This is a genomic window from Aliirhizobium wenxiniae (assembly GCF_014201355.1).
GTDB classification, from domain to species: Bacteria; Pseudomonadota; Alphaproteobacteria; order Rhizobiales; family Rhizobiaceae; genus Neorhizobium; species Neorhizobium wenxiniae.
The window spans coordinates 461,557-483,965 of record NZ_JACHEG010000003.1 but is presented as its reverse complement, the minus strand read 5'-3'; the positions used below and the strand labels follow the sequence as shown (position 1 = coordinate 483,965).

The following is a 22,409-nucleotide window of genomic DNA, read 5'->3' as shown; positions in this document are numbered from 1 at the left end:
AGTCCGGCCAGAACGTCGAGCGTCGTGGCGCGCGGGTTCTCGTCGATATCGACTATGATATCGCCCTTGCGGGTCTTGATCGTCACCGGCACGATTTCGGCCTTGAACCGACCGTCCGCAATTGCGGCGGCAGCCTTGGTCTGCGAGGCCAGTGCGAAAGCGTCCTGTTCAGCGCGGGTCAGTGCATATTTCTCAGCGACGTTTTCGGCGGTGATGCCCATGTGGTAGTCGTTGAAGGCATCCCACAAGCCGTCCTTGATCATCGTGTCGACGAACTCGGCCGAGCCCATCTTGACGCCTGTGCGCAGGACAGCGGCATGCGGGGCAAGGCTCATGTTCTCCTGGCCGCCGGCCACCACCACATCGGCATCGCCGGCAAGGATCGACTGGGCGCCGAGGGCAACCGCACGCAGACCCGAACCGCAGACCTGGTTGATGGTGAGTGCCGTGGCACTCATCGGAATGCCGGCGGCAACGGCTGCCTGACGGGCGGTGTTCTGGCCCTGGCCGGCGCTCAGCACATGGCCGAGCACGACATCGGAAACGGCGGAGGCTTCAAGCTTGGCCCGTTCGAGAGCTTCGCGGATGACGATCGAGCCAAGCGCGCTTGCGGGAAGGGTGGAAAGCCCACCCATGAACTTGCCGATTGCCGTGCGGGCGGCAGAAACAATTACGATATTGCTCATGGTTTTTCCAATCCTGCCGCATGAGTTCGTGACCTTCCGGCCTTCATCTGCGGCGAAAGAGAGAAGATGGCGCAGGAGATCCACGCCTCGATTACGGTGGCTCGATGAGAGCCGGAATAAAGCGGGAGGGACGACGGAGGAGGATACGCCCCTCCCGCAAACCGATAGTTCAGGCTGCGATGCCCATCACGCCTGGAACCTTCGGCATTAACAGTTTGGCTTCCGACGCAGCGACAACCTGATCGACTGTCACGCCCGGAGCAGTTTCGAGAAGCACAAGCCCTTCTTCGGTCGGCTGGATCACGGCCATTTCCGTGACGACCAGATCGACACGGCGAACGGAGGTGAGAGGCAGGGTGCACTTCCTAATGATCTTTGGAGCGCCCTTGGCGGTGTGGGTCATGGCGACGATGACGCGCTTGGCACCTGAAACAAGATCCATTGCGCCGCCCATACCCGGCACCATCTTGCCGGGTACCATCCAGTTGGCGAGCTGGCCTTCTTCGTCCACCTGCAATCCGCCCAGCACGGTGACATCGAGATGGCCGCCTCGGATCAGTGCGAAGGACATGGCGCTGTCGAAGGCACAGGCTCCCGGCAAGGCACCGATCGGCGAACCGCCGGCATCGGTCAAGTCGGTGCCGGCAAGTCCCGGATCGGGCAGGGCGCTCATGCCGATAATGCCGTTTTCCGACTGGAAGGAGATGCCGGCATCAGAAGGTAGATAGTTCGCAACCATGGTCGGCAGGCCGATCCCGAGATTGACCAGATCGCCGCGCTTCAGTTCCAGCGCGACGCGCCGGGCGATGATTTCTTTCTCGTTCATTTCTCGGCTCCCTTCGCGACGATCACGTCGACAAGCACGTGCGGGGTAACAACGGCATCGGGTTCGATGCAGCCGACGGGCAGGATCTCGTTCGGTTCGGCAATCACCAGTTCGGCGGCAAGTGCCATCAACGGGTTGAAGTTACGCGAGGTCAGCGAGTAACGCAGGTTTCCGGAATAATCGGCGCTACGGGCGGAGATTAGCGCGATATCGGCCTTGATGGCCTCTTCCACGAGATAGGTCGTGCCGTTCAGTTCGACGGTTTTCTTGCCCTCGCCTGCCGTTGTGCCGACACCCGTCGGCGTCAACACGCCGCCAAGTCCGGAACCGCCGGCACGGACCCGTTCGGCCAGCGTCCCCTGCGGAACGAGATCGACCTCGAGTTCGCCCGCGATCATCAGCTTCTGGGTTTGCGGGTTGGTGCCGATATGGCTGGCAATCACCTTCTTCACCAGACCGGCATCAATGAGCTTGCCGATGCCGATACCGGGGCGGGCGGTATCATTGGCGATCACGGTCAGGTTCTTTTTGCCCTGACGGACCAGTTCGTCGATCAGCAGCGGCGGGGTGCCCGCGCCCATGAAACCGCCGATCATCAATACCGCGCCATCCGGGATCTGCTCGACTGCAGCTGCGACGCTACTTACTTTTGACATGGATCTTTCCTCTTCGGGGGAGGTGGGGCAGCCCGCAAAATTCAGGCTGCCCGCACCTTTCACGCCTTAGTTCTTGGCCGGGATATCCATCGCGAGAAGCGCGGAGGCCAGGCATTTGCCGTGTGCATCAAGGGCAAGCGAGCGTGTGACGCCGCCGCCGAGAGCATCCTGCATGACGAAGTTGAGCGCGCCGAGCGTCGGGATTTCGTAACGAACGACCTCGCCGTTGACGATGCCTTTGAAATGCGCCTTGACCCGTTCGGGCGTAACGTATTCGCGGACGCGTTCGTAATCCTTCTGGTCATAGACAATGACGGAGATGTTGGAGATGTTGCCCTTGTCGCCGGTGCGGGAATGGGCGATGTCGAAGAGTTTCATGGTGTTAAGCCTCCAGATATTCGATGACGGGAACTACCTTGTCGCGCGGGAAAAGCGCGGAAAGCATCGCAACCACCTGCTTGGCCGATTTCGTGGCACCGCCACCGCTGGCAGGACCGTTGGTGTAGAGCGTCTCAACTTCATTGCCGATGCGCACGGCTTCCTTCATGCTGTCGCAACGGCCGGTGACACGAACACGAACTTCGGTCGGTTCGGGAGCAGGTGCCAGAACGTCGGCGTGGATCGAGTTGACGCCGATAAGGTCGAAACGCAGCTCGTTTGCCTTGACGCCGGTGATCTTCAGTCTTTCTCTGACGATATCGAGGGCCAACTGGGCACGGGCCAGCGCACCGGGACCGGCATAGGAAATCTGGCCTTCGCCCATGTAGCCGTCGTTATAGCCTACTGAAACCTTGAAGGTGTCCGTGCGAGCACGGCCTGTTACGCCACCGACCTTGATGCGATTGGGCGCGATCTCGGTGAAGGTGATCTGCGAGAAGTCGGCAGTCACATCCGGTGTCAGGTAGGTCTTCGGATCATGAACCTCATAAAGGATCTGTTCCTTGCAGGTGTGCTCGGTAACCTTGCCACCCGAACCTTCGACCTTGGTGATGACGATTGCGCCGTCTTCGGAAACTTCCGCGATCGGGAAGCCGAGGCGGGCGAGGTCGGCAACGTCTTTCTTACCGGGCTCGGCGTAATAACCGCCGGTGACCTGGCCACCGCATTCCAGCAGGTGGCCAACGGCCGTACCCTTGCCGATCTTATCCCAGTCGTCCTGCGACCAGCCGAATTCATGGATCTGCGGAGCCAGGAACATGGACGGATCGGCAACGCGGCCGGTGATGATGACGTCGGCGCCGTTGGCAAGTGCCTCGACCATGGGAGCAGCACCCACATAGGCGTTGGCCGATACCAGCACGTCCGCCATGCTGGAAGCCGGGGCACCGGTTTCAAGGATCTTGGTGTCGCTGACCTTCAGGGCTTCAACGACATCGTCGCCGGAGATGGCCGCAATCTTGAGCTTGCCGAGACCCAGGCGAGTGGCAATCTCGCGAACCTTGGCGGCGCCGGCCTGCGGATTTGCCGCACCCATGTTGGTGATGATCTTGATGCCGTTCTTTTTGCAGATCGGCAGGACGGCTTCGAAACGTTCGACGAGCAGCGGGTCATAACCCTTGGTCGGGTCGTTCAGCTTGGCGTTCTGGGCGATCGCGATGGTGCGCTCTGCCAGGCATTCGAAAACGAGGTAGTTGATGTTGCCTTTTTCGGCGAGTTCCACCGCCGGCTCGATGCGATCGCCGGAATATCCGGCTCCGGATCCGATGCGAATAGTACGCATTATTATAACTCCTTATTTCAAATCAGGTGGGCGCGGCTCATCCGAACGGGGATGGGATGACACCCAGGATCACTGCGGTAATGGTCATCAGGACCGTGGCAGCGAAGAGGAATGGGATTGCCAGTTTCTGGTGTTCGCCGAGGCTGACGCCGGTAAGGCCCATGATCAGGAAGGTGGCAGGCGTCAGCGGGCTGACGGGGAAGCCGGTGGTCATCTGGCCGAGAATGGAGGCCTGAGCGACGTGGATCGGGTCACCGCCGAAGCTGTGATAGACATTTGCCAGAACCGGCATGACACCGAAGTAGTAGGAGTCGGGGTCGAACAGCAGGCTGAGCGGCATCGACAGGATACCGGTGATGAAAGGAATGGCCTGTGCATGGTCTGCCGGGACGTAAGTTGCGCCGGCTGCAGCCATGGCCTTGATCATGCCCGTTCCGCCCATGATGCCGGTGAAGGCGCCAGCGGCGAAGAGGATGGAAGCCATCATCAGCGCGGCCTTGGCATGGGCATCGACACGCGCCTTCTGGTCCTTGACCTTCGGATAGTTGATCATCAGGGCAAGCACGGTACCGATCATGAACATCGGTGCGGCATCGACATAACCCGAGATCATCGTGCCGAGGATCGCAAGCGCCAGCAGGATATTGACCCAGAACAGGTGAGGCCGGCGGATTTCCTTTTCTGCGTCGGTCAGTTCACGCTTGTAGGCGCCTTCCGAACCTTCGCCTGCTGCGGCAATCGTGGCACCTGCACCAAGGCCGAGGCGACGTTCTTCCCGCTTACCCATGTACCAGGCTGTGGCGAAGACGAAGACCAGGCCGACAATCTGCACGACGAAGAGCGGGGTGAAGATCGACGATACCGGAACGTTCAAGGCCGCAGAGGCGCGTAGAACCGGGCCGGTCCAGGGCAGGAAGTTGACACCGGCTGCCAGAGCGACGACGAGCGCCAGAATGCGACGCTGCATGCCCAGACGGTCATAAAGAGGCAGCATGGCCGGAATGGTGATGAGGAAGGTAACCGCGCCGGAACCATCGAGATGGATGATCAGTGCGAGCAGTGCGGAACCGACGACAATACGGGTCGGCTTCAGCCCGACGGCTTTCAGAATGCGGTCGATGATCGGGTCCATCATGCCGGCGTCGGTCAGGACGCCGAAGAAGACGATGGCAAAGACGAACATGGCTGCCGTCGGCGCGATGTTTTTGACACCGCTGACGATGAATGTCGCGGTTTCTGCACCGAATCCACCAATCAGCGATGCGATGATCGGGATCACGATGAGGGCAACCAGTGGCGACAACTTGTTTGTCAATATCACTATCAACAACACAAGGATTGTCACCAATCCAAGAATAGCTAGCATATCTGCTCTCTCCCAAGTAACGCTAAAATTAGAAAGGCGTTTACTTTTGAATTTGAATTGTATTTCCTCGGAGGGGCTTCCTTTGTTGTTGATAGGCACAACTGACCGAATGCGATATCTGACGATATTGCCTCAATAATCTGATCTGAATTTGCTTTTCACTTCTAAGGAAGCGCCTGAAAACTTTGTGGCAGAGATGTGACGTTTAAAGAATTGAATTTATCGGATCACTGTAATTATCAAACATAATAACAAGAAGGTTTTCCAGAAAACGTTATATTATCAATCGGTTGCCTTTGTCATTGAGATGGCTCCAAGCGAGTGTCGATCAAAATGTTGACGTTTTGTCGCATATTTCCGGGTGTGCAAAGTCGCCTTGGGAGTGGTTTCGGCTAATTTTGGCCTGAATTGTCTCGGGGGTGGAGAAGCCTTCGATCGGCTTTCCGGCGTTTGTATATGGTGGATCGCCTCTCAACGGACTGCATCACGTGGGCTTAAGTCCTGTTGCATATCCGTTCGCGCTTCCGAATTCTGACAAAGCTCTTTGCCCGGCACAGTGGGTGCTGCTGCCGCGCATCAAGCGAGCCGAACTCGGGTTTCAAGGAACGAAGCCTAATCCATGCCGATGAACTGAAGGCCTTACGCCTGCCCTCTCGACATCAGGCAGAGAGCAAAAAATAATAGCATATTCGAATGTCTGATTTGCCGAGCGAGTGGTTCAAGTGATCGCGGCAGGTCTAGGCGCCTTGCACCAAAGTGAGTTTTGTTCGATTTCGGCCAGCGAGTTTGGCGTCGTAAAGTAACCTGTCTGCCTGCTTGTAAAGCTCGGCGAAACCCGCATCTTCATCTGGTCGCGAGTTTGTCATGCCCATGCTGGCGGTGACAGCTTGCCCAAGTTCCGGCAGCGCAGCTGCGACTGCGGCAGTAATTGCCTGGCGCCGGCGTTCCGCCCGTAGCTGGGCGTCTTCGCCGCGCACGAGAAGTACGAACTCCTCGCCGCCCAGACGAAATGCGCGAACCTGAGGGTCCGCCTGCAGGGTCTCAGCCACTGCTTTCAGAACCTCGTCGCCGATCCCATGACCGTAAACGTCGTTGATTTTCTTGAAGTGGTCGAGATCAAGTACGGCAAGCGCGCGATATCCCTCGGCACGATACATTTCGAAATTCTGTTCTATTGCCCTTCGGTTGAGCAGTCCCGTCAGCGCATCGGATTCCGACAGGCGCTCGAAGACATCCGCCTCGAAGCGTGCGCTGTCTCTCTGGCGCCTGATCGCCATGAAGCGATCGGCAACCCCCAAGGTGGTGAATAAAACCTCACATGCGCACCCCATATAGAAGAGCAGCATGGCATCATTGCTCTCCAGCCAAGGAGTGATGCCGGTAACCAAACGCACCGATCCGGCCAAGATCACGGGCATGTAGCCAAGCGCCTGGAATTTGGCGGCACGGCTGCCTCGCCTCAACGCGTCGGCAACTGACAGTACGAAGATGACGAGAATCGGCGCAAAAGCCGCCGTATAGAGCGTCGACTGGATAGGGCGTGCTACGAAAGGGAATACAGCGTGAGAGATGCTCAAAAACATTGCCCAGACGGCGCAGTAAAGCAACGCTTGTCGAAGGGCGGGATGCAGGCGTTCCGGTTCGATAAAGCTATGGGTAAACATAGCCCCGGATGCTACGGTAAAACCGAAAATGATCGTCGTCATCCAGCTTAGTGTCATCGCCGGAAGGTCGAAGAGAACCGCTGCAAGTCCAGACGAAACCAGTATCGTCAGCAGAAGCGAGATTGTCAGCGTGGAATGCCACAGTACGAAAGGCTCGTTCAGGATCCGGTAGAAAGCAGCGTTGAAAATGAGCGGCATGGAAAGCATGCCGGCAAGGATGGCAAGAAGCAGAAATGATCGTAGAAGACTTCCACTTAACGGGAGGTCGGATTGTGACAGATACGCACGCTCCAGCGTCATCCGATGGCTTGGCAGATCAAATGCAGCTATGACGTATTGCGTGTTGCGCGTGACTTCAGGCAACGATGATTTGAAATACCCGCCACGAAGGGAGTTCGACAGGTCTCCTGAGGAAAATGAACTCTGGCGTATCGCGCCATCCCGGTCGATCGCCAACAGATGAACGGCCTGAAGTGCGCTTCTCCTGGAGAACAGATAGCGGGGAAGCGTGTCGTCGGGGCCGATATCGAAGCGTAGAAGCACCCTTTCGCCCTCGAGCGAATAGGTCTGATCCCCGCAAATCCAATGCTCAAGCGATCCTGCAAGTTTGACTATGTCGCTCGATAACCCGCTTGAGGTCCAGCAGGAGCTACTAATTTTTGAAGGTTCTTCCGCACGCAAAGGATTGGCAACCAGAGAGACCAGCGCCGCCAAGCCTAACATTGCTATAAAGAATAACTTTTGAACTCTGTCCCTCAGCATGTCTCGACGCTATACGCCAAACATTGCAATGAAGTTACACCAGTTAGGTGTGTTCTTGCGTATGTTGCCGCCCGCATGTGCGAGATTTTCGTGGCCGGCTGACCGTGTGCCACATTTGCAGAAGCCAACTAGTCGGTGTTCATGTTCGACGCCATACACTATCGCATGCGGCTGACCGTTTCTAGTTTCAGATCAAGATGTAGCGGCCACCGGCCATGGCAGGCCTCCGTGAACATGCCGGATGCAACGATCAGAGAGATATTGGTTGACGATGCTTCCGCCATTCAGCCAAAAGCGACCGACTGAAGGATGGAAGTCTTATGAACGAGTCCGTTTCCAAAACCACCCTCAATGGCTCGGATAGCAGGCTTGAAGCCCGAGATGTCACGTTGGTTTACGGCGAGCGGACCATTTCGCGCGATCTGCGCTTCAAGGTTCCGGACGGTCTTTTCACCGTCATCGTCGGTCCCAATGCCTGCGGCAAGTCCACGCTTTTGAGAGCGCTGGCACGGATCATCCGGCCGAATGCCGGTCATGTCGTTCTCGACGGCAAGCAGATCGAACGTATCCCGGCCCGCGATGTTGCCCGCACGCTCGGTCTTCTGCCGCAGAGTTCGGTGGCGCCTGACGGGATCACCGTTGCCGATCTCGTGGCGCGCGGTCGGTATCCGCACCAGTCTTTCCTGCAGCGATGGAGCCAGGTGGACGAGGATGCGGTCTCATGGGCGATGCGCACGGCACGGGTGGAAGAGCTTGCCGAACGAGCCGTCGACGAGCTTTCCGGCGGGCAGCGCCAGCGTGTGTGGATCGCCATGGTGCTTGCACAGGAAACGCCGCTTCTGCTGCTCGACGAGCCGACGACCTTTCTGGACATTGCCCACCAGATCGAGCTTCTCAACCTGCTGCGCGATCTGAACCGTCGTCAGGGCAACACGGTCGTTGCGGTCTTGCACGATCTCAACCAGGCCTGCCGTTATGCGGATCACATTGTCGCCATGCGTGACGGAAGCATTGTCGCGGAAGGAAATCCGCGCAGTGTCATGACCGCAGAGCTTGTGAAGGCGGTGTTCGGGCTTGCCGCGATCGTTATCGACGATCCGGTGACCGGCGATCCGATGGTTGTGCCGCTCGATGAAATGGCATCTTCGCAGTGACCTTGCGGTCAGCGCTGTTTTGATCGTGTGAGCAGCCACAGAAGATAGAGGCCGCCGACAAGACCGGTCGTCCGCCCGATGGGCAGGACAATATCTGCGGCGATGTACTGGGTCACAAGATCGGCGATGACCAGCAGGAAAGCCCCCATGGCTGCGGCGCTGAAAACCGGCATTCCGCGCGATGCGGTCAAGCGTGCCGCAAGCTGCGGAGCCGCCAGCGCCAGAAAGGCGATCGGTCCAGCCGCGCCGGTGGCGACACCCGCGAGAAGAACGGCGCAGGCGACCATGGCGAACCGCGTCCGCTCGACATTCACGCCCAGTTGGCGGGCCAGGTCGTCGCCCATCTCGATCATCCGCAGCCGTGTCGCGGCAAAGCCGACCAGCGGAATGAGCAGAAGCGCGCCGCCCATGACGGTCGATGCGTGATCCCAGTTGCGGGCATCGAGCGAGCCGGCAAGCCAGAGATTGGCGGCGATTGCATTGTCGAGGTCGCCCTTCACCAGCATCAGGCCATTGAGCGCATTGAGCGTCGCACCGGCACCAATGCCGATCAGAACGAGACGATAACCGCCGGTTACCCCCTGCCTGAATGAAAGGAGATAAACGAAGGTAGCCGTCACCAGTCCGCCGAGCATGGCCGACAGCGCCACGGCGAGCGGGCCGCCGCCGAAGATGACGATCTGCAACAGCGCGCCTGTCGCGGCACCGGTGGTAAATCCGATCACATCCGGCGAGCCGAGCGCGTTGCGCGACACGGACTGAAAAACCGCCCCTGAGACACCGAGGGATGCGCCGGCAAAGATCGCGACCAGCAGGCGCGGCAGGCGCAGGTTCATGATCACCTGTTGCCGCATGCCGCCGTCGCCATGTCCAAGAAGCGTTGCCACGACGTCCATAAGGGGAACCGAGACGCGCCCAAGCGTGATGGCAAAAAGTGCAGCGAGAAATGTGATAACCGTCAGGCAGAGCGTGATCGCGATCGGTCGTACGGTAATGGCAAAGGAGATGCGCCGGCTGCGCCAGACGAGCCGACGCGCGGTGCTGGTGGAACTCTGGGTGGATGCGCGGCTCATAGTTTCGATATCCGGTGGCGGCGAACGAGCGCGATGAAGAAGGGGCCGCCCATCAGCGCCACCATGATGCCGACGCCGACTTCCCCTGGCGGTGCGATGACCCGGCCGAGGGCATCGGCTGTGACCGTCAGGAGGGCGGCGATGGCCATGGCATAGGGCAGCAGCCAGCGATGGCCGGGCCCGGTTATCAGCCGGGCGATATGCGGTGCGGTGAGGCCGATGAAGCCGATCGGACCTGCAGCAGCTGTCGCGGCGCCCGAAAGAATGATCACCACAAGCGCCGAAAGGCTCCAGATATGCAATGGATTGCCGCCGAGCGCCTTGGCGAGGTCTGCCCCAAGGGCTGCCGTGTCCAATGCCTTGGTCAGAGGAAGAGCGATCAGAATTCCGACCGATGAAAGAGCGAATGCAGGCACGAGAACCGCATAGCCGCGTCCCTGTAGCGAGCCGACCGACCAGTTGCGAAACTGATCGAAGACCTGTTCGTCGCTGTTGACCAGAACGATCTGCGTCAGTGACAGAAGAACGACGGAAAGCGCTGCGCCTGCCAAGACGACACGCACCGGATCGCCATTTTGCCCGAGATTACCAAGCAGATAAACTGCAGCTCCGGCAAAGGCGGCTCCCGCTATGCCGAAGGCCATATAGGCCGCCACATCGGTTATGCCCAACACGACAATCGCGCCCGTGACGGCCATCGCCGCCCCGGCATTGATGCCGAGAATGCCCGGATCGGACAAGGGATTGCGGGTCAGCGCCTGCATGATCGTGCCGGCTGCCCCGAGCGCTGCGCCGACCACGACGGCGAGTAGCGTACGGGGAATACGCAGGAACTGAACCAGAAGATGATCGCTGTCGGCTGGATCGAAATGGGTGATCGCGCTCCAGGTTGTGGCAAGCGGGATGGGCCGGGCGCCAGCGACAATGCCGAACATGACCGCGATAAACAGCAACACGAAGAGCGCACAGAGCCCGACCGTCAGGCGGTTGTCACGCGTGCGGGGTGGCGGCGCCGTGCTTGCTGGTCCGTTGCTCAAGCCTCAGTTTCCGAACTTTGAGACGATACCGTCGACGATTTCCTTGCCGCTGTAATAGTCGATGCGGAAGGAATGAATACCAAGCCCGAAGACCTGGCCGTTCTTTACCGAGGGCAGGTTGGCGAGCACGGGATCGTTGCGGAACGCAGCTGCCTTGCTATCGTCTACCCGCAGGAGAAAGGTTGTTTCGGCCTTGAGGTCCACCAGACGCTCGTAATCGGCCCAGACGAAATCGTCGCGGCTTGCCGCCTGCGTGTGCCATGCCTGATCCGGGGCCTCTATGTCGAAGCCGAGCGCTGCGAGAAGGGCTGCATGCGGACCGCCCGGTCGCCCGATCGGGTTGCTCTGGCCGGCTCCGTTAAAGCTGATGATATTGGCCTTGCCCGCCGGGATTTTGATTCTGGCTTTCGCCGCCGCAACATAGGCGTCGAAATCAGTGATCGATGCTGCTGCCTCTTCTTCCAGCCCTGTCGCTGCGCCCAGTTCGGTTGCAAGTTCCTGCCAGGAAAGGGCGCCGTCATCGACGAGAATGGTCGGCGCGATCTGCTGGAAGGCGGCAAGCTGGTCCTTCGTCGAGCCTGCGCCGCTTGCCGTCACGACGATGAGATCGGGTTCGGTGACATAGACCGCTTCCAGATCGACCTTGCCGGCCGGCCAGGCATTTTCGATCTTTTGCTCTTTGGCCACCTTTTCCCACTGGGCGAAGAACTGGCCGTTGGCGGCCGAGCCGCTCGCAACAACCGGAGCCCTGATCGCCAGAAGCGTGCCGGTCAGCGTCACCGAGGTCGAGAGAATGCGTTTTGGCTTGGCCGGTATTTCGGTCTGGCTGCCATCCACATTGGTGAAGCTGCGCGGCCACGTCTCGGCGGCGGAGGCCTGCGACCAGAGTAACAGCGAAGCAATCGCCGCTATGGCGATTCGCGCCGCGAATCGGCTGATGATCGCAATTCTCATGGCTGCATTCTCCGCTGACGGCGTGGGAAGGGCAGGGGCCGTACCGTCCGCTCGCAGCCCGTGCGGGCGGCAGCATTAGCATCGCAGACCGGCGCTCGCTACCAAAACATGAGCGCATCGCGCAGGATTGTTCAGGCTGCTTCGTTCAGCCCTCGGCGGTGCCCGTCTGACGCCGTAGCGACGAAGGCGGATAGCCGAAATGCTTGCGAAAGGCGGTTGTGAAGTTTGACAGATGGACGTAACCGGCCTCGTAGGCGATATCGGAAATGCTGCGATTGCTGAACAGAAGCGCCTGGCGCGCCTCGGTCAGCCAACGGTTGCGGATGAACTCGTTGAGTGAGCAATGATGCGCCTTGCGCACCAACCGCTGCAGCGTCGCCTGGCTGGCGCCGAGTTCGTTCGCCATTTCGGTGACGGCGAGTTCCTGGGCCGAATGACGATCGATATACTGTACAAGCGCATAAATGCGCTGCTGTTCGGCTGCCGTCAGGTTTGTCGGCGGCATGACCGCGTCGGGATTGGAGCCGAAGGCTGCCGTCAGTGCTTCATAGACGATGGCAAGCGTATGGCTTTCCAGAAGTACGGCCGAAAATGGCGGCTTGCGGGCGGCGATATCGAACATCTGCCGGGCGAGGAACTCCACCTTGCGATTGGGCTGCCATTGCCAGAAACCGGGATCTCCGCCCATAAGCGCCTGGAACTTGTCGGGGGCCTCGCTTGTCTCGGAAAAGCGCTGCAGCCATTCGCGGGACATGCCGATGACCATCTTGTCGAGATACTGGCCCTTGCGTGCCCGCCGCCGAAGGCGCGCGCCGTTTTCGTGGGAAACGATAATTGCCGATGATTGCCAACGTCCCTGCGCCGTGCGTTGCGGCATGGGCATCGGCACGCCGTTCAGCGAGGCCTCGACGTAACCTTCCAGGAAGATCTTGATGCAGACCTGGGCGTCGAGCGACACTTCCATCTCGAGATCGTCGACCTGCATGCGACGGCCGAAATTGACGTGGATGCCATCCATCCGCACCTGCCCCACAAGGCCGCATGCGACAACTGCGTCGCCTTGATCACCACCATCGAGCACACGCACGCCGTTCTTGCGCAGCTCGCGCCGGGTCAGGACCGGGTTGGGATTGGCATGCACGGGCGGAAGGGGATCGACGGCGCTGTTCACACAGGTCTCCTGCATAAGTTTATGCGTGATTAACGAAAGCGGAGGTTTGCAAGACCACGTATAGGAATACATGAAATATGCACTCAAGAATAGCCGCGACGGGGGATGTCCGGCACTGTTTGCCGTGTGGGGCGCGACAATCGTGCGGAATGAACTGGTTGCCCAGGGGTATGGGAATGAACGGAAATAAGACAATCGTCCAGCGGCAGGCAATCGGGCGGCTGACGCGGATACTGCTCGCGACGACCGTGCTGACAGGCCTTGCTACTATGGCACAGGCGCAGGACGGCACCGACAATCAGGACAGCAGCACCGAACTGGCACCGATCGTGCTCGAAGGCGCGACCTACGAGACCGAAGGCACGAACAGCTATACGACGAAGGAAATCAGCGTCGGCGACAAGGACACGCGCACACTGCGCGAAGTGCCGCAGTCGACCACGGTCATGACGCGCGAACGTCTGGACGACGGCAATTTCTCTTCGCTCGATACCGTCATGCGCAAGACGCCGGGCGTCGTGGTTCTGACCAACGACGATGGTCGCTCCAGCCTTTATTCGCGCGGCTTCGAATATGACACACTCTACATGAACGGCCTTTCGACGCCGGTTTCCTCCATCTATGGCACACAACCGGACATGGTTGTCGTTGACCATATCGAAATCCTGCGTGGACCTTCCGGTCTTTTCGGCGGGGCAGGCGAGCCGGCCGGTGCCGTCAACATGCGCCTCAAGCAGGCTTCCGACGAATACAAGGGGAGCATCAACACGATTATGAGTTCGTGGGATGGCAAGCGGATCGAAGGCGACGTGACCGGACCGCTGACCAAGTCAGGCCGTGTGCGCGGTCGCTTAGTCGGCGCGCTTTCGACCAAGGACAGCTTTATCGATACCGTCGACAACAAGGTCGGCGTCATCTACGGCACGATACAGGCCGACATCACGGACAACACGACGGCAACGCTGAGCATCAACCACACTCGCCGCGACATCACGCCATTCAACGGCCTGCCGACCCTTTCGGACGGGACGCTGCTCGACGTACCGCGTTCGACCTATACCGGTGCGGACTGGAACAATTTCGAGAACAATGTCACGCAGTATATCGCCGAACTCGAACACCGTTTCGATGACGGCGGCCATGCGAAAATTTCGGCGCTCTATTCGAAGGTGGACGTCAATTTCCTTTATGCTTACGCGGCAAGTGCCGCATCGCCAACCGGCAATGTATCCGCGACTGCTGGAGGCATTACTGGCGGAACGCGCTGGCTGGCGCGCGACTATCAGCAGGATTCGTTTTCGCTAGATGCCCACATCAGCAAGCCCTTCGAATTTTTTGGCATTGAAAACAATATAATCGCTGGCGCCGACTATCGTGGTTCGGATGACAGCCTGCGGACGGCAACCGGCTTGATCGCAGGGGCGCAGAATATCTACGATTGGAATTCCAACGTCGCAAAGCCGACCGTCAATTTCGGTAGCCCTGCCGAAACGGAGACCGATCAATATGGTATCTATGGCCAGTGGCGCATCAAGCCGATCGACAAGCTGACGCTGATCGGCGGTGGTCGCTTTAGCTGGTACGATGCCCAGTCCGGAACCAGTGAGGTTAAGGTCAACGGTGAGTTCACGCCTTATGCCGGCGTCATTTACGATCTGACAGACCGGTTGTCTGCCTATGCCAGCTACACGGAAATCTTCCAGCCGCAGTCGGTCAGGGATGCGTCGGGCAAAATTCTCGATCCGCGCACCGGCGAGCAGTATGAGCTTGGCCTCAAGGCGGAAGTGACCGACGATCTCAACGCCTCGCTTGCATGGTTCGATTTGACAGACAAGAACAGAGCCGTCTCCAACCCGAGCAGCGTGGGTGACTATCTTGCTGGCGGTGAAGCGCATATGCGCGGCATTGAGTTCGAGATCAACGGCGAAATCTTGCCTAACTGGGAAGCGATGGCCGGCTACACCTATACAGATACCCAGTTCAAGAACACGACGCGTGCTGCAGGCTCCGAATTTTATACCCCGGAGCATATGATTCAGCTCTTTACCAAGTACACGTTCGATGGATCAGGCACCTGGACCGATGGCATTTTCGTCGGAGGTGGCGTGAAATTGTTCTCATCGTTTAAGAACATCTCACGTACGGCAGCAGGGGGAGCTACCACAATCGAAGCCCCCGGTTACGGCGTGGTCGATCTGCAGGCGGGCTACAAGTTCAATGAAAACCTGACGGCGAGCCTGTCGGTCAACAACGTGTTCGACAAGAAATATTACGAGCGTGTTGGCGGCACTTCGGTGTTCAACTTCTACGGCGAGCCGCGCAACGTCGTCTTCAAGCTCAACGCGACTTTCTGATTAAGCTATCGGCTAAAACCAATGAAGCGGCCCGGAGCGAATGTTCCGGGTCGTTGTCGTTTTCGTTTTAGAATCCACGTTTGAGGTGGAAAACTATGCCTCGCTGAAGGCCATTGCCTGCGCGCGCCGGACACCATGCAACAGCATGTCGAAATGGTCGTGATCGGCCGCGACAATCAGATCGACCTTCATGGCTGGATTGGCGCGCGCGATCAGGACCGCGGCTTCGGAGATATTGTCGACCATGGCCCGGCGAGAAAGGTGGTCCTGCCGCCCGACCGGCAGGACATGGGTTGCGTATTGCTCGTCCTTGCCGACGGTGATCACAAGCCGTTCGGCCGCTCTCGTTGCGGCATCCTCACGCATGCGGCGCATCATCAGCGCATCGCTGAACCAGAGCGACGGGCTTGCTGCCCAATATCGCTGGAAATGGCCGGGACAGTGCAACAGCGTGTGGACGGTAAAGAGCCCGCCATAGGAGAAGCCGAACAGGGTGTTGCGGGTCGGGTCCAGCGGGTAGAGCGCGGCAAGCGCGGGGCGCAGTTCTTCAACGAGGAAATACAGGAAATCCTTCGCGCCGCCGAAGACGCTGGAGACGATGTCGCCCGTCTCATGATCCGGCTGAGGCGTGTAGTTTCTCGATCGTGCGGGTGCATCGAATGGTGTGCCGCCGGGAAATCCGATTGCAACGGTGAGGCCGGCTGCGCGATCTGCCGATGCCGATGGAAACAGCCCGCCTGCAGGCTTGCTAAAGACAAGCGGAAAGCTCGCGTCCCCGTCCAGCATCCACAAAGCCGGATAGCCTGCCTGTGGGGGTGGCCCCAAGGGCGCGCGGACCAGGATTCGATAGATTTCACCCGTGCGTTGAGAGTGGATTTCGAATGTTTGTGCTCCAGGCAGGTTAACCGGCTGCCATTCGCTCATGCCTTGCGTAATAGAGGTCATTTTCGTCCGATGGCGTTATGCTGAGCCGCTTGGCAGAACACAGCTTGGCTCGACGAGAGCCTGAGGAAAATCTATCAGAGATCAGTAGTTTATGGTACCTCTCTATCGCATTGAAGCGCGTCGCTTCGGCAAAAATTTGCAACGAATCGGGCATGGGTCCGAAATCGACGCCCCTATGTATGTGTTTACTCTCGTCAGCGCGCGTATTGTCCCCGATACAATGCGCCTAAAGGCTTGGGGCTTCGTAGATCCTGTTGGCGGCAATCCTAGGCTTCTGGCCCAACTTGATCGCAAACAAAAATCATCAGGGCAGATATTCTGTGGGTTATTGGATGACAATTCACTCGGTTAAGACTAGCTGCGAAATTGTTGACGTTATCCGCGAGATGATCGTCGTTCCGTATGGTGCTTGATCACGAAGCTGAACTTCCGTGTCTGTAGCGCTCGCAATAGCTGGGCAATCAAAGTGTGAAGGCTTCGATGTTGCCTCTCTATCATCGCCAGGCTCATGAGGTTGGTTTGCTTGCAAGATATCATACGCGCAAGCCCATCGCGCGACATTCGCACGGACGACGGCCCCTGTTCCATTGGACCGTGTAAACCCTCATTAAGGCTCCGGCACCGAACAGGCTATGGGCTTCGTCTAATTTGCCTTCGTGATCGATGTTTCCACCCTTCGCATCGTCGGGTGATGAGTGAGCCAGACGGCACACGCAATTTTTGTCGCGATGTTCTGCGGCCCAATCCTCATAATCGACGTCCCGCTCAATGGCCGTCTCATGCCTCACTATTCCGAAAGGGGCGGATCGCCATTAAAGATTGTCTCGCGTCGTTCAAAGGTGTGAAAACCGCTTGCAAACGAACAATCCGTTGCTAACATACCGATATATCGGGTATCGGGTCCGATGCAGGGCCCAGGGAGTTTTTGATTGACGACCACCCCCTACATGCTTCTGACGGGCGCCAGCCGCGGCATCGGTCATGCGACGGTCAAGCTGTTCATGGAGCACGGCTGGCGGATCCTGACGGTTTCGCGCCAGCCCTTTTCCGAGGAGTGCCGCTGGCCGTCTGCCCGCGAAAGCCACATTCAGGCCGATCTCGCAGACCTTTCCAGCATCGATGCGCTTGCCGCGACCGTGCGCGAACGGCTGCCTGACGGGAAGCTTGCTGCGCTGGTAAACAATGCTGGGATTTCACCCAAGGGACCGGGTGGCAGCCGCCTCGGTGTCGCGGAAACGGATGCCGAAACCTGGATGAAGGTCATGAATGTTAACCTCATCTCGACGGCGCTTCTGGCGCGGGCGCTATTGCCCGAACTCGAAGCGGCCAAGGGATCGATCGTCAACGTTACCTCGATTGCCGGATCGCGCGTGCACCCGTTTGCCGGTGTCGCCTATGCCGCGTCGAAGGCTGGTCTTGCCGCCTTGACCCGCGAGCTGGCGCATGAATTCGGTCCACGCGGCATTCGCGCCAATGCGATTGCACCGGGCGAGATCGCCACCTCGATCCTGTCTCCCGGCACCGACGAGCTGGTCAAGGCCGAGGTGCCACTGGGCCGCCTCGGAACGACCGCCGAAGTCGCCAAGACCATCTATTTTCTCTGCACCGAACAGTCGTCCTACATCAACGGTGCGGAAATCCACATCAATGGCGGACAACATGTCTGACACTGTCATCTAAGGATAGACGCAGGCCAACTGCGCACCCTGCTGGAGGAAACGAAAGGATCCGTATCAACGTCCAAGGCCCAGGATAACAGTCCGGGCCCAATCAGGGGAACGAAATGAAAAATCTTTTCAAGACTGCAGCCTTCGGCATGTTCGCGCTGGCCTCCACGGCGCTTGTTGCGGGGCAGGCAAATGCACGTGACCTGACGATTGTCGGCTGGGGCGGCGTGGCGCAGGCGGCGCAAAGCGACGTCTATTTCAAGCCTTTCTCGCAAAAGTCCGGCAAGCCGTTCCTGGAAGAAAGCTGGGATGGCGGTTACGGCGTTCTGCAGGCCAAGATGAAGGCCGGCTCTCCGAACTGGGACGTGGTGCAGGTCGAGGCTGAAGAACTGGCGCTCGGCTGCGCCGATGGTCTCTACGAAAAGCTCGACTGGGACAAGATCGGCGTGAAGGACGAGTTCCTGCCGGAAGCCGTCAACGAGTGCGGTGCGGGCGTCTACTACTGGTCGCTGGCAATGGGATATGACGGCGACAAGCTCAATGACGGCCCGAAGAACTGGGTCGATTTCTGGGATACGACGAAGTTTCCGGGCAAGCGCTCGCTGCGCAAGGGCGCCAAGTACAATCTCGAATTCGCGCTTCTGGCCGATGGCGTGAAGCCGGCGGAACTTTATGACGTGCTCTCGACCGATGAAGGTGTCGACCGCGCCTTCAAGAAGCTCGACGAATTGAAGCCAAACATCGTCTGGTGGGAAGCCGGTGCGCAGCCAGTGCAGTATCTCGCGTCCGGCGAAGTTTCTATCGCTGCGGTCTATAACGGCCGCGTTACCGGTATCAACAAGGCGGAAGGCAAGAACTTCAAGCTGGTCTGGCCGGAAAGCATGTATGCGATCGACAGCTGGGTAATCCTCAAGGGCGCCGAAAACAAGGATGCGGCGCTGGATTTCATCGCATTCGCGAGCCAGGCTGAAAACCAGGCGAAACTGCCGCTGAAGGTGGACTACGGCATGCCGAACAAGAAGGCTGCAGCGACCATCCCGCCGGAGATCGACGCCAACCTGCCAACCTATCCGGATAACCTGAAACAGGCGATCCCGCTCAATGTCGATTTCTGGATCGACAATTCCGAAGCGCTGACGGCGCGCTTCAACGCCTGGCTGGCGCAATAATCAGGCCATTTTCCCGACGATCGGAAGGCTGCAGACACGCAGCCTTCCTCTCTAGCCGACATAACGGATGGATACGGTCAGTCATGCAAGTGCGACCGATCGGACAGCCGTATCCAGCGACTGAAAAGGGGAATGGCGTGGCCGAATTCCGCATACGCTTCGATGGAGTTAGCAAATATTATGGACAGCAATGCGTTGTCGACAAGTTGCGGCTGGATATCGAGAAGGGCGAATTCGTCAGCCTTCTCGGCCCATCGGGATCGGGCAAGACCACGCTTCTGATGATGCTGGCCGGCTTCGAGACGGCAACCGAAGGCCAGATCCTCGTCGACGGCTACAGGGTCAACGACGTACCGTCGCACAAGCGCGACATGGGCGTGGTTTTCCAGAACTACGCGCTTTTTCCGCATATGAGCGTCGGCGCCAATGTCGCCTTCCCCTTGCAGATGCGCGGGATTTCCAAGGCTGAAATCGCAGGCCGAGTAAAGACTGCACTCGACATGGTACAGCTCGGCGCATTGTCGGAACGCAAGCCGTCACAGCTTTCCGGCGGCCAGCAGCAGCGCGTGGCGCTCGCCCGTGCGCTCGTTTTCGAGCCGCGCGTGGTGCTGATGGACGAGCCGCTCGGAGCGCTGGACAAGAACCTGCGTGAGCAGATGCAGCTTGATATCCGTGCGCTGCATCAGCGGCTCGGGCTGACCATCGTGTTCGTTACCCATGATCAGGGTGAGGCGTTGACGATGTCCGATCGGATTGCCGTGTTCAACAAGGGCAAGATCGAGCAGATCGGCACGCCGCGACAGGTCTATGACGAACCGGCGACGCGTTTCGTCGCAGAATTCATCGGCGAGACGAACCTGATCGCCGGAACGGTAGAGGTGGTTGAGGCGACATCGGTTACCATTCGCATGAATGGTGGCAATATCGTGCGCGTTGCCGGCACGGATGGTCTCGCGGCAGGGCAGGCGGTGTCGGTGTCGCTTCGACCGGAACGCCTTTCGCTGACGCAGGTGTCCGGCACCGATGCGAGCCTGCCGGGCAATACCATTTCCGCGACAGTGACGGACTGCGTTTATCAAGGTGACCATCTGCGCGTGCAGCTCACCGGCGCCGGGGACGCGTCATATATCGTGCGCCTCGACCGCAGGTCAGCGGAGCCGCAGCGTGGTGCTCAGGTCACGGCATTTTTCAGCCCCGAGGATTGCAAGGTAATTGCGTCATGAGCGGCAAGAGCTTTCTGCAGAAAAGCGGGCCGCTCCTTTTGGTCGCGCCGCTTTTCCTGTTCATCTGCCTGTTTTTCATCTGGCCGCTTGGCTCCGTGCTGACCCAATCGGTTTCAGACAATGCAGTCGCCCGGCTTCTGCCCGAAACCGCCAAAGTCGCCTCATCCTGGGACGGGCAAAGCGCACCTGCTGAAGGCCTGCAAGCGGCATTCGTGACCGATCTGCGCGCCGCGACCGACGAACAGGCTGTCGGCGACATGGTGCGCAGGTTGAACAGCGCCCAGTCAGGTTTCCGAACGCTGATGAGCAAGACGCTCAAGGCGGTGCAGGACAAGCCGGAGGGGCCGATCGACCTTGTGGCGCTCGACAGGAAATGGAGCCAACCGCAATACTGGAAGGCGATTACCGACGCCCTTTCGCCAACGACCGATCGCTATCTTCTCGCCGCCGTCGACCTCATGCGAAACGATGCCGGTGAAATCATCTCGCAACCGCCCAAGCAGACGATCAACGTGGCGATCTTCGGGCGGACATTCTGGATTTCCGCAACGGTCACGATCTTCTGCGTCCTGCTCGGTTATCCCTATGCGCTGCTGATCACGGTTGCGACCGGCTGGAAAAAACAAGCGCTGCTCGCCGCGGTACTGTTGCCGCTCTGGACCTCGCTTCTGGTGCGCACCGCCGCATGGTTCATCCTGCTGCAGGAACAGGGCCTGATCAATTCGGCCTTGATGGATCTGAACATCATTGCCGATCCGCTGGCGCTGATCTTCAACCGCACCGGGGTGATCATCGCGATGACGCATGTCTCTTTGCCGATGATGGTTCTGCCGATCTATAGCGTGCTCCTGACCATTCCGAAAAATCTGATGCCGGCGGCGGCGTCGCTCGGGGCGCATCCGCTCAGAGCCTTCGTTCGGGTGCTGCTGCCGCTGAGCTTCGGCGGAATTGCCGCCGGCTCGCTGCTCGTCTTCATGTCGGCGATCGGATATTACATCACGCCAGCGCTGATCGGCGGGGCCGGCGATCAGATGATCAGTTCCTTCATCGCCTTCCATGCCCAGAATTCCGGAAACTGGGGTATGGCGAGTGCGCTCGGCATCGTGCTGCTTGTCGTCACCATCATCCTCTATGCCGTCTATGAACGGCTTGCCACACAGCGGGAAAGGAGCGCCTGATGCCGGCCAAAACACTGCAATGGCTCTTTGGAGCGCTGATGGCGGCATTCCTGATCGTACCGCTTCTGGTCATGATGCCGCTTGCCTTCACCTCGAGCCTGCTTCTCGTCTATCCGATACCGTCATTCTCGTTTCGCTGGTTTGTTGAACTATTCACCCTGCCTGTCTGGCAAAGGGCGATCGTCAACAGCCTGATCATCGGTTTTGGAACTACGGCGCTGGCGACTGTTCTCGGCGTGCTGGCGGCACTCGGTCTGCGGCGGCGCTTGCCGATGATCGGCGGACTGATCCGCACGCTGTTCATGCTGCCGATGGTGGTGCCGGCGGTGGTGCTCGGTATCGGCATGCAGATCCTTCTGGCGCGGATCGGGCTTGCCAATACGCATCTTGCCGTCATCATCGCGCATACGGTCGTGGCAGTGCCTTTCGTCATCGTCAGTGTTTCCGGGTCCCTGGCAGGCATCGACAGGCGGGTGGAGCTTGCCGCGGCAAGCCTTGGCGCTGCGCCGCAAAGGGTATTCTCCAAGGTGACCCTGCCGCTTGCCATGCCCGGTATCCTCACCGGCGCGGTTCTGGCATTTGCGACGTCGCTGGACGAGGTGGTGCTGACGCTGTTCGTCGCCGGGCCGAACCAGAGGACGCTGGCGCGCCAAATGTTTTCCACCATCCGCGACAATATCAGCCCGGCGATCGCGGCTGCGGCCTTCCTGTTCATCTTCGGCACCCTGCTGCTTGCCGCGGTGGTATTGATCGTCCGGCGCAAGAAGGAGGTCGCTACGATCTAGCGCCGCAATACGCTTCCGC

General features: G+C 59.1%; 19 protein-coding genes. 7 read left to right on the top strand and 12 right to left on the bottom strand.

Annotation, left to right across the window (positions count from 1 at the left end; translation table 11 throughout):
- The 7 genes from HNQ72_RS17630 to HNQ72_RS17600 form a co-directional block, all read right to left on the bottom strand.
- On the bottom strand, positions 1–686 hold a 686-nt coding region (locus tag HNQ72_RS17630), incomplete at its 3' end, for a thiolase family protein (protein ID WP_281400783.1).
- Positions 687–855: 169 nt separating this feature from the next.
- The gene (locus HNQ72_RS17625) at positions 856–1,512 is read right to left on the bottom strand and encodes a 3-oxoacid CoA-transferase subunit B (RefSeq protein ID WP_183993699.1); all 657 of its coding nucleotides are present in this window, start codon (positions 1,510–1,512) and stop codon (positions 856–858) included.
- Positions 1,509–2,168 carry a CoA transferase subunit A gene (locus HNQ72_RS17620; protein ID WP_183993697.1) on the bottom strand — a complete coding sequence of 220 codons (660 nt, stop codon included), beginning with the start codon at positions 2,166–2,168 and terminating at the stop codon, positions 1,509–1,511. Before HNQ72_RS17620 ends, HNQ72_RS17625 begins: the two co-directional genes overlap by 4 nt.
- 66 nt (positions 2,169–2,234) lie before the next feature.
- The gene (locus HNQ72_RS17615) at positions 2,235–2,546 is read right to left on the bottom strand and encodes an AtuA-related protein (protein WP_139678196.1); all 312 of its coding nucleotides are present in this window, start codon (positions 2,544–2,546) and stop codon (positions 2,235–2,237) included.
- Positions 2,547–2,550: 4 nt separating this feature from the next.
- Positions 2,551–3,888, bottom strand: coding sequence for an acyclic terpene utilization AtuA family protein (locus HNQ72_RS17610; protein ID WP_183993695.1), 1,338 nt, complete (start codon positions 3,886–3,888; stop codon positions 2,551–2,553).
- A gap of 37 nt (positions 3,889–3,925) precedes the next feature.
- Positions 3,926–5,254, bottom strand: coding sequence for a CitMHS family transporter (locus HNQ72_RS17605; protein WP_183993693.1), 1,329 nt, complete (start codon positions 5,252–5,254; stop codon positions 3,926–3,928).
- A 737-nt stretch (positions 5,255–5,991) separates the two neighbouring features.
- Positions 5,992–7,461 carry a GGDEF domain-containing protein gene (locus tag HNQ72_RS17600; RefSeq protein WP_244654528.1) on the bottom strand — a complete coding sequence of 490 codons (1,470 nt, stop codon included), beginning with the start codon at positions 7,459–7,461 and terminating at the stop codon, positions 5,992–5,994.
- 539 nt (positions 7,462–8,000) lie between these two features.
- Here HNQ72_RS17600 and HNQ72_RS17595 point away from each other — a divergent pair.
- On the top strand, positions 8,001–8,834 hold the full coding sequence (locus HNQ72_RS17595; protein WP_183993689.1) for an ABC transporter ATP-binding protein: 834 nt from the start codon (positions 8,001–8,003) through the stop codon (positions 8,832–8,834).
- An 8-nt stretch (positions 8,835–8,842) separates the two neighbouring features.
- On the opposite strand, the gene HNQ72_RS17590 is transcribed toward HNQ72_RS17595, so the two are convergent.
- From HNQ72_RS17590 to HNQ72_RS31105, 4 genes are all read right to left on the bottom strand, one after another.
- Positions 8,843–9,907, bottom strand: coding sequence for a FecCD family ABC transporter permease (locus HNQ72_RS17590; RefSeq protein WP_183993687.1), 1,065 nt, complete (start codon positions 9,905–9,907; stop codon positions 8,843–8,845).
- Complete coding sequence (locus HNQ72_RS17585; RefSeq protein ID WP_244654527.1) at positions 9,904–10,944, bottom strand: FecCD family ABC transporter permease; 1,041 nt, start codon at positions 10,942–10,944, stop codon at positions 9,904–9,906. Before HNQ72_RS17585 ends, HNQ72_RS17590 begins: the two co-directional genes overlap by 4 nt.
- A 3-nt stretch (positions 10,945–10,947) precedes the next feature.
- The gene (gene fepB / locus HNQ72_RS17580; RefSeq protein WP_183993685.1) at positions 10,948–11,898 is read right to left on the bottom strand and encodes a Fe2+-enterobactin ABC transporter substrate-binding protein; all 951 of its coding nucleotides are present in this window, start codon (positions 11,896–11,898) and stop codon (positions 10,948–10,950) included.
- Positions 11,899–12,043: 145 nt separating this feature from the next.
- Positions 12,044–13,069: an AraC family transcriptional regulator gene (locus tag HNQ72_RS31105; protein ID WP_183993683.1), complete on the bottom strand. Its 1,026-nt coding sequence runs from the start codon at positions 13,067–13,069 to the stop codon at positions 12,044–12,046.
- A 176-nt stretch (positions 13,070–13,245) separates the two neighbouring features.
- On the opposite strand from HNQ72_RS31105, the gene HNQ72_RS17570 reads away from it, so the two are divergent.
- Entirely contained in the window at positions 13,246–15,423 is a 2,178-nt protein-coding gene (locus HNQ72_RS17570; RefSeq protein ID WP_183993681.1) for a TonB-dependent siderophore receptor, read from the top strand.
- 93 nt (positions 15,424–15,516) lie between these two features.
- On the opposite strand, the gene HNQ72_RS17565 is transcribed toward HNQ72_RS17570, so the two are convergent.
- Positions 15,517–16,347, bottom strand: coding sequence for an alpha/beta hydrolase (locus HNQ72_RS17565; protein WP_244654531.1), 831 nt, complete (start codon positions 16,345–16,347; stop codon positions 15,517–15,519).
- Positions 16,348–17,315: 968 nt separating this feature from the next.
- On the opposite strand from HNQ72_RS17565, the gene HNQ72_RS17560 reads away from it, so the two are divergent.
- The 5 genes from HNQ72_RS17560 (at position 17,316) to HNQ72_RS17540 (ending at position 22,390) form a co-directional block, all read left to right on the top strand.
- Positions 17,316–18,035, top strand: a complete 720-nt coding sequence (locus tag HNQ72_RS17560; RefSeq protein WP_183993745.1) for an SDR family NAD(P)-dependent oxidoreductase — start codon at positions 17,316–17,318, stop codon at positions 18,033–18,035.
- A gap of 149 nt (positions 18,036–18,184) precedes the next feature.
- Positions 18,185–19,204 (top strand): ABC transporter substrate-binding protein, encoded by a 1,020-nt coding sequence (locus HNQ72_RS17555; protein ID WP_244654530.1) that lies wholly within the window; start codon positions 18,185–18,187, stop codon positions 19,202–19,204.
- Between the two features lie 137 nt (positions 19,205–19,341).
- Positions 19,342–20,427: an ABC transporter ATP-binding protein gene (locus HNQ72_RS17550; protein ID WP_183993675.1), complete on the top strand. Its 1,086-nt coding sequence runs from the start codon at positions 19,342–19,344 to the stop codon at positions 20,425–20,427.
- On the top strand, positions 20,424–21,605 hold the full coding sequence (locus HNQ72_RS17545; RefSeq protein ID WP_183993673.1) for an ABC transporter permease: 1,182 nt from the start codon (positions 20,424–20,426) through the stop codon (positions 21,603–21,605). The genes HNQ72_RS17550 and HNQ72_RS17545 overlap by 4 nt, the downstream gene beginning before the upstream one ends.
- Entirely contained in the window at positions 21,605–22,390 is a 786-nt protein-coding gene (locus HNQ72_RS17540) for an ABC transporter permease (RefSeq protein WP_183993671.1), read from the top strand. The genes HNQ72_RS17545 and HNQ72_RS17540 overlap by 1 nt, the downstream gene beginning before the upstream one ends.
- Positions 22,391–22,409: the final 19 nt, after the last annotated feature.

Bases quoted from the DNA above. Each gene is read 5' to 3' on its own strand.
- HNQ72_RS17615 (WP_139678196.1), bottom strand. From the start codon at position 2,546: ATGAAACTCTTCGACATCGCCCATTCCCGCACCGGCGACAAGGGCAAC.
- HNQ72_RS17610 (WP_183993695.1), bottom strand. From the start codon at position 3,888: ATGCGTACTATTCGCATCGGATCCGGAGCCGGATATTCCGGCGATCGC.
- HNQ72_RS17540 (WP_183993671.1), top strand. From the start codon at position 21,605: ATGCCGGCCAAAACACTGCAATGGCTCTTTGGAGCGCTGATGGCGGCA.
- HNQ72_RS17595 (WP_183993689.1), top strand. From the start codon at position 8,001: ATGAACGAGTCCGTTTCCAAAACCACCCTCAATGGCTCGGATAGCAGG.
- HNQ72_RS17590 (WP_183993687.1), bottom strand. From the start codon at position 9,907: ATGAGCCGCGCATCCACCCAGAGTTCCACCAGCACCGCGCGTCGGCTC.
- fepB (WP_183993685.1), bottom strand. From the start codon at position 11,898: ATGAGAATTGCGATCATCAGCCGATTCGCGGCGCGAATCGCCATAGCG.
- HNQ72_RS17605 (WP_183993693.1), bottom strand. From the start codon at position 5,254: ATGCTAGCTATTCTTGGATTGGTGACAATCCTTGTGTTGTTGATAGTG.
- HNQ72_RS17555 (WP_244654530.1), top strand. From the start codon at position 18,185: ATGTTCGCGCTGGCCTCCACGGCGCTTGTTGCGGGGCAGGCAAATGCA.
- HNQ72_RS17545 (WP_183993673.1), top strand. From the start codon at position 20,424: ATGAGCGGCAAGAGCTTTCTGCAGAAAAGCGGGCCGCTCCTTTTGGTC.
- HNQ72_RS17560 (WP_183993745.1), top strand. From the start codon at position 17,316: ATGCTTCTGACGGGCGCCAGCCGCGGCATCGGTCATGCGACGGTCAAG.
- HNQ72_RS17625 (WP_183993699.1), bottom strand. From the start codon at position 1,512: ATGAACGAGAAAGAAATCATCGCCCGGCGCGTCGCGCTGGAACTGAAG.
- HNQ72_RS17565 (WP_244654531.1), bottom strand. From the start codon at position 16,347: ATGAGCGAATGGCAGCCGGTTAACCTGCCTGGAGCACAAACATTCGAA.
- HNQ72_RS17620 (WP_183993697.1), bottom strand. From the start codon at position 2,168: ATGTCAAAAGTAAGTAGCGTCGCAGCTGCAGTCGAGCAGATCCCGGAT.
- HNQ72_RS17570 (WP_183993681.1), top strand. From the start codon at position 13,246: ATGAACGGAAATAAGACAATCGTCCAGCGGCAGGCAATCGGGCGGCTG.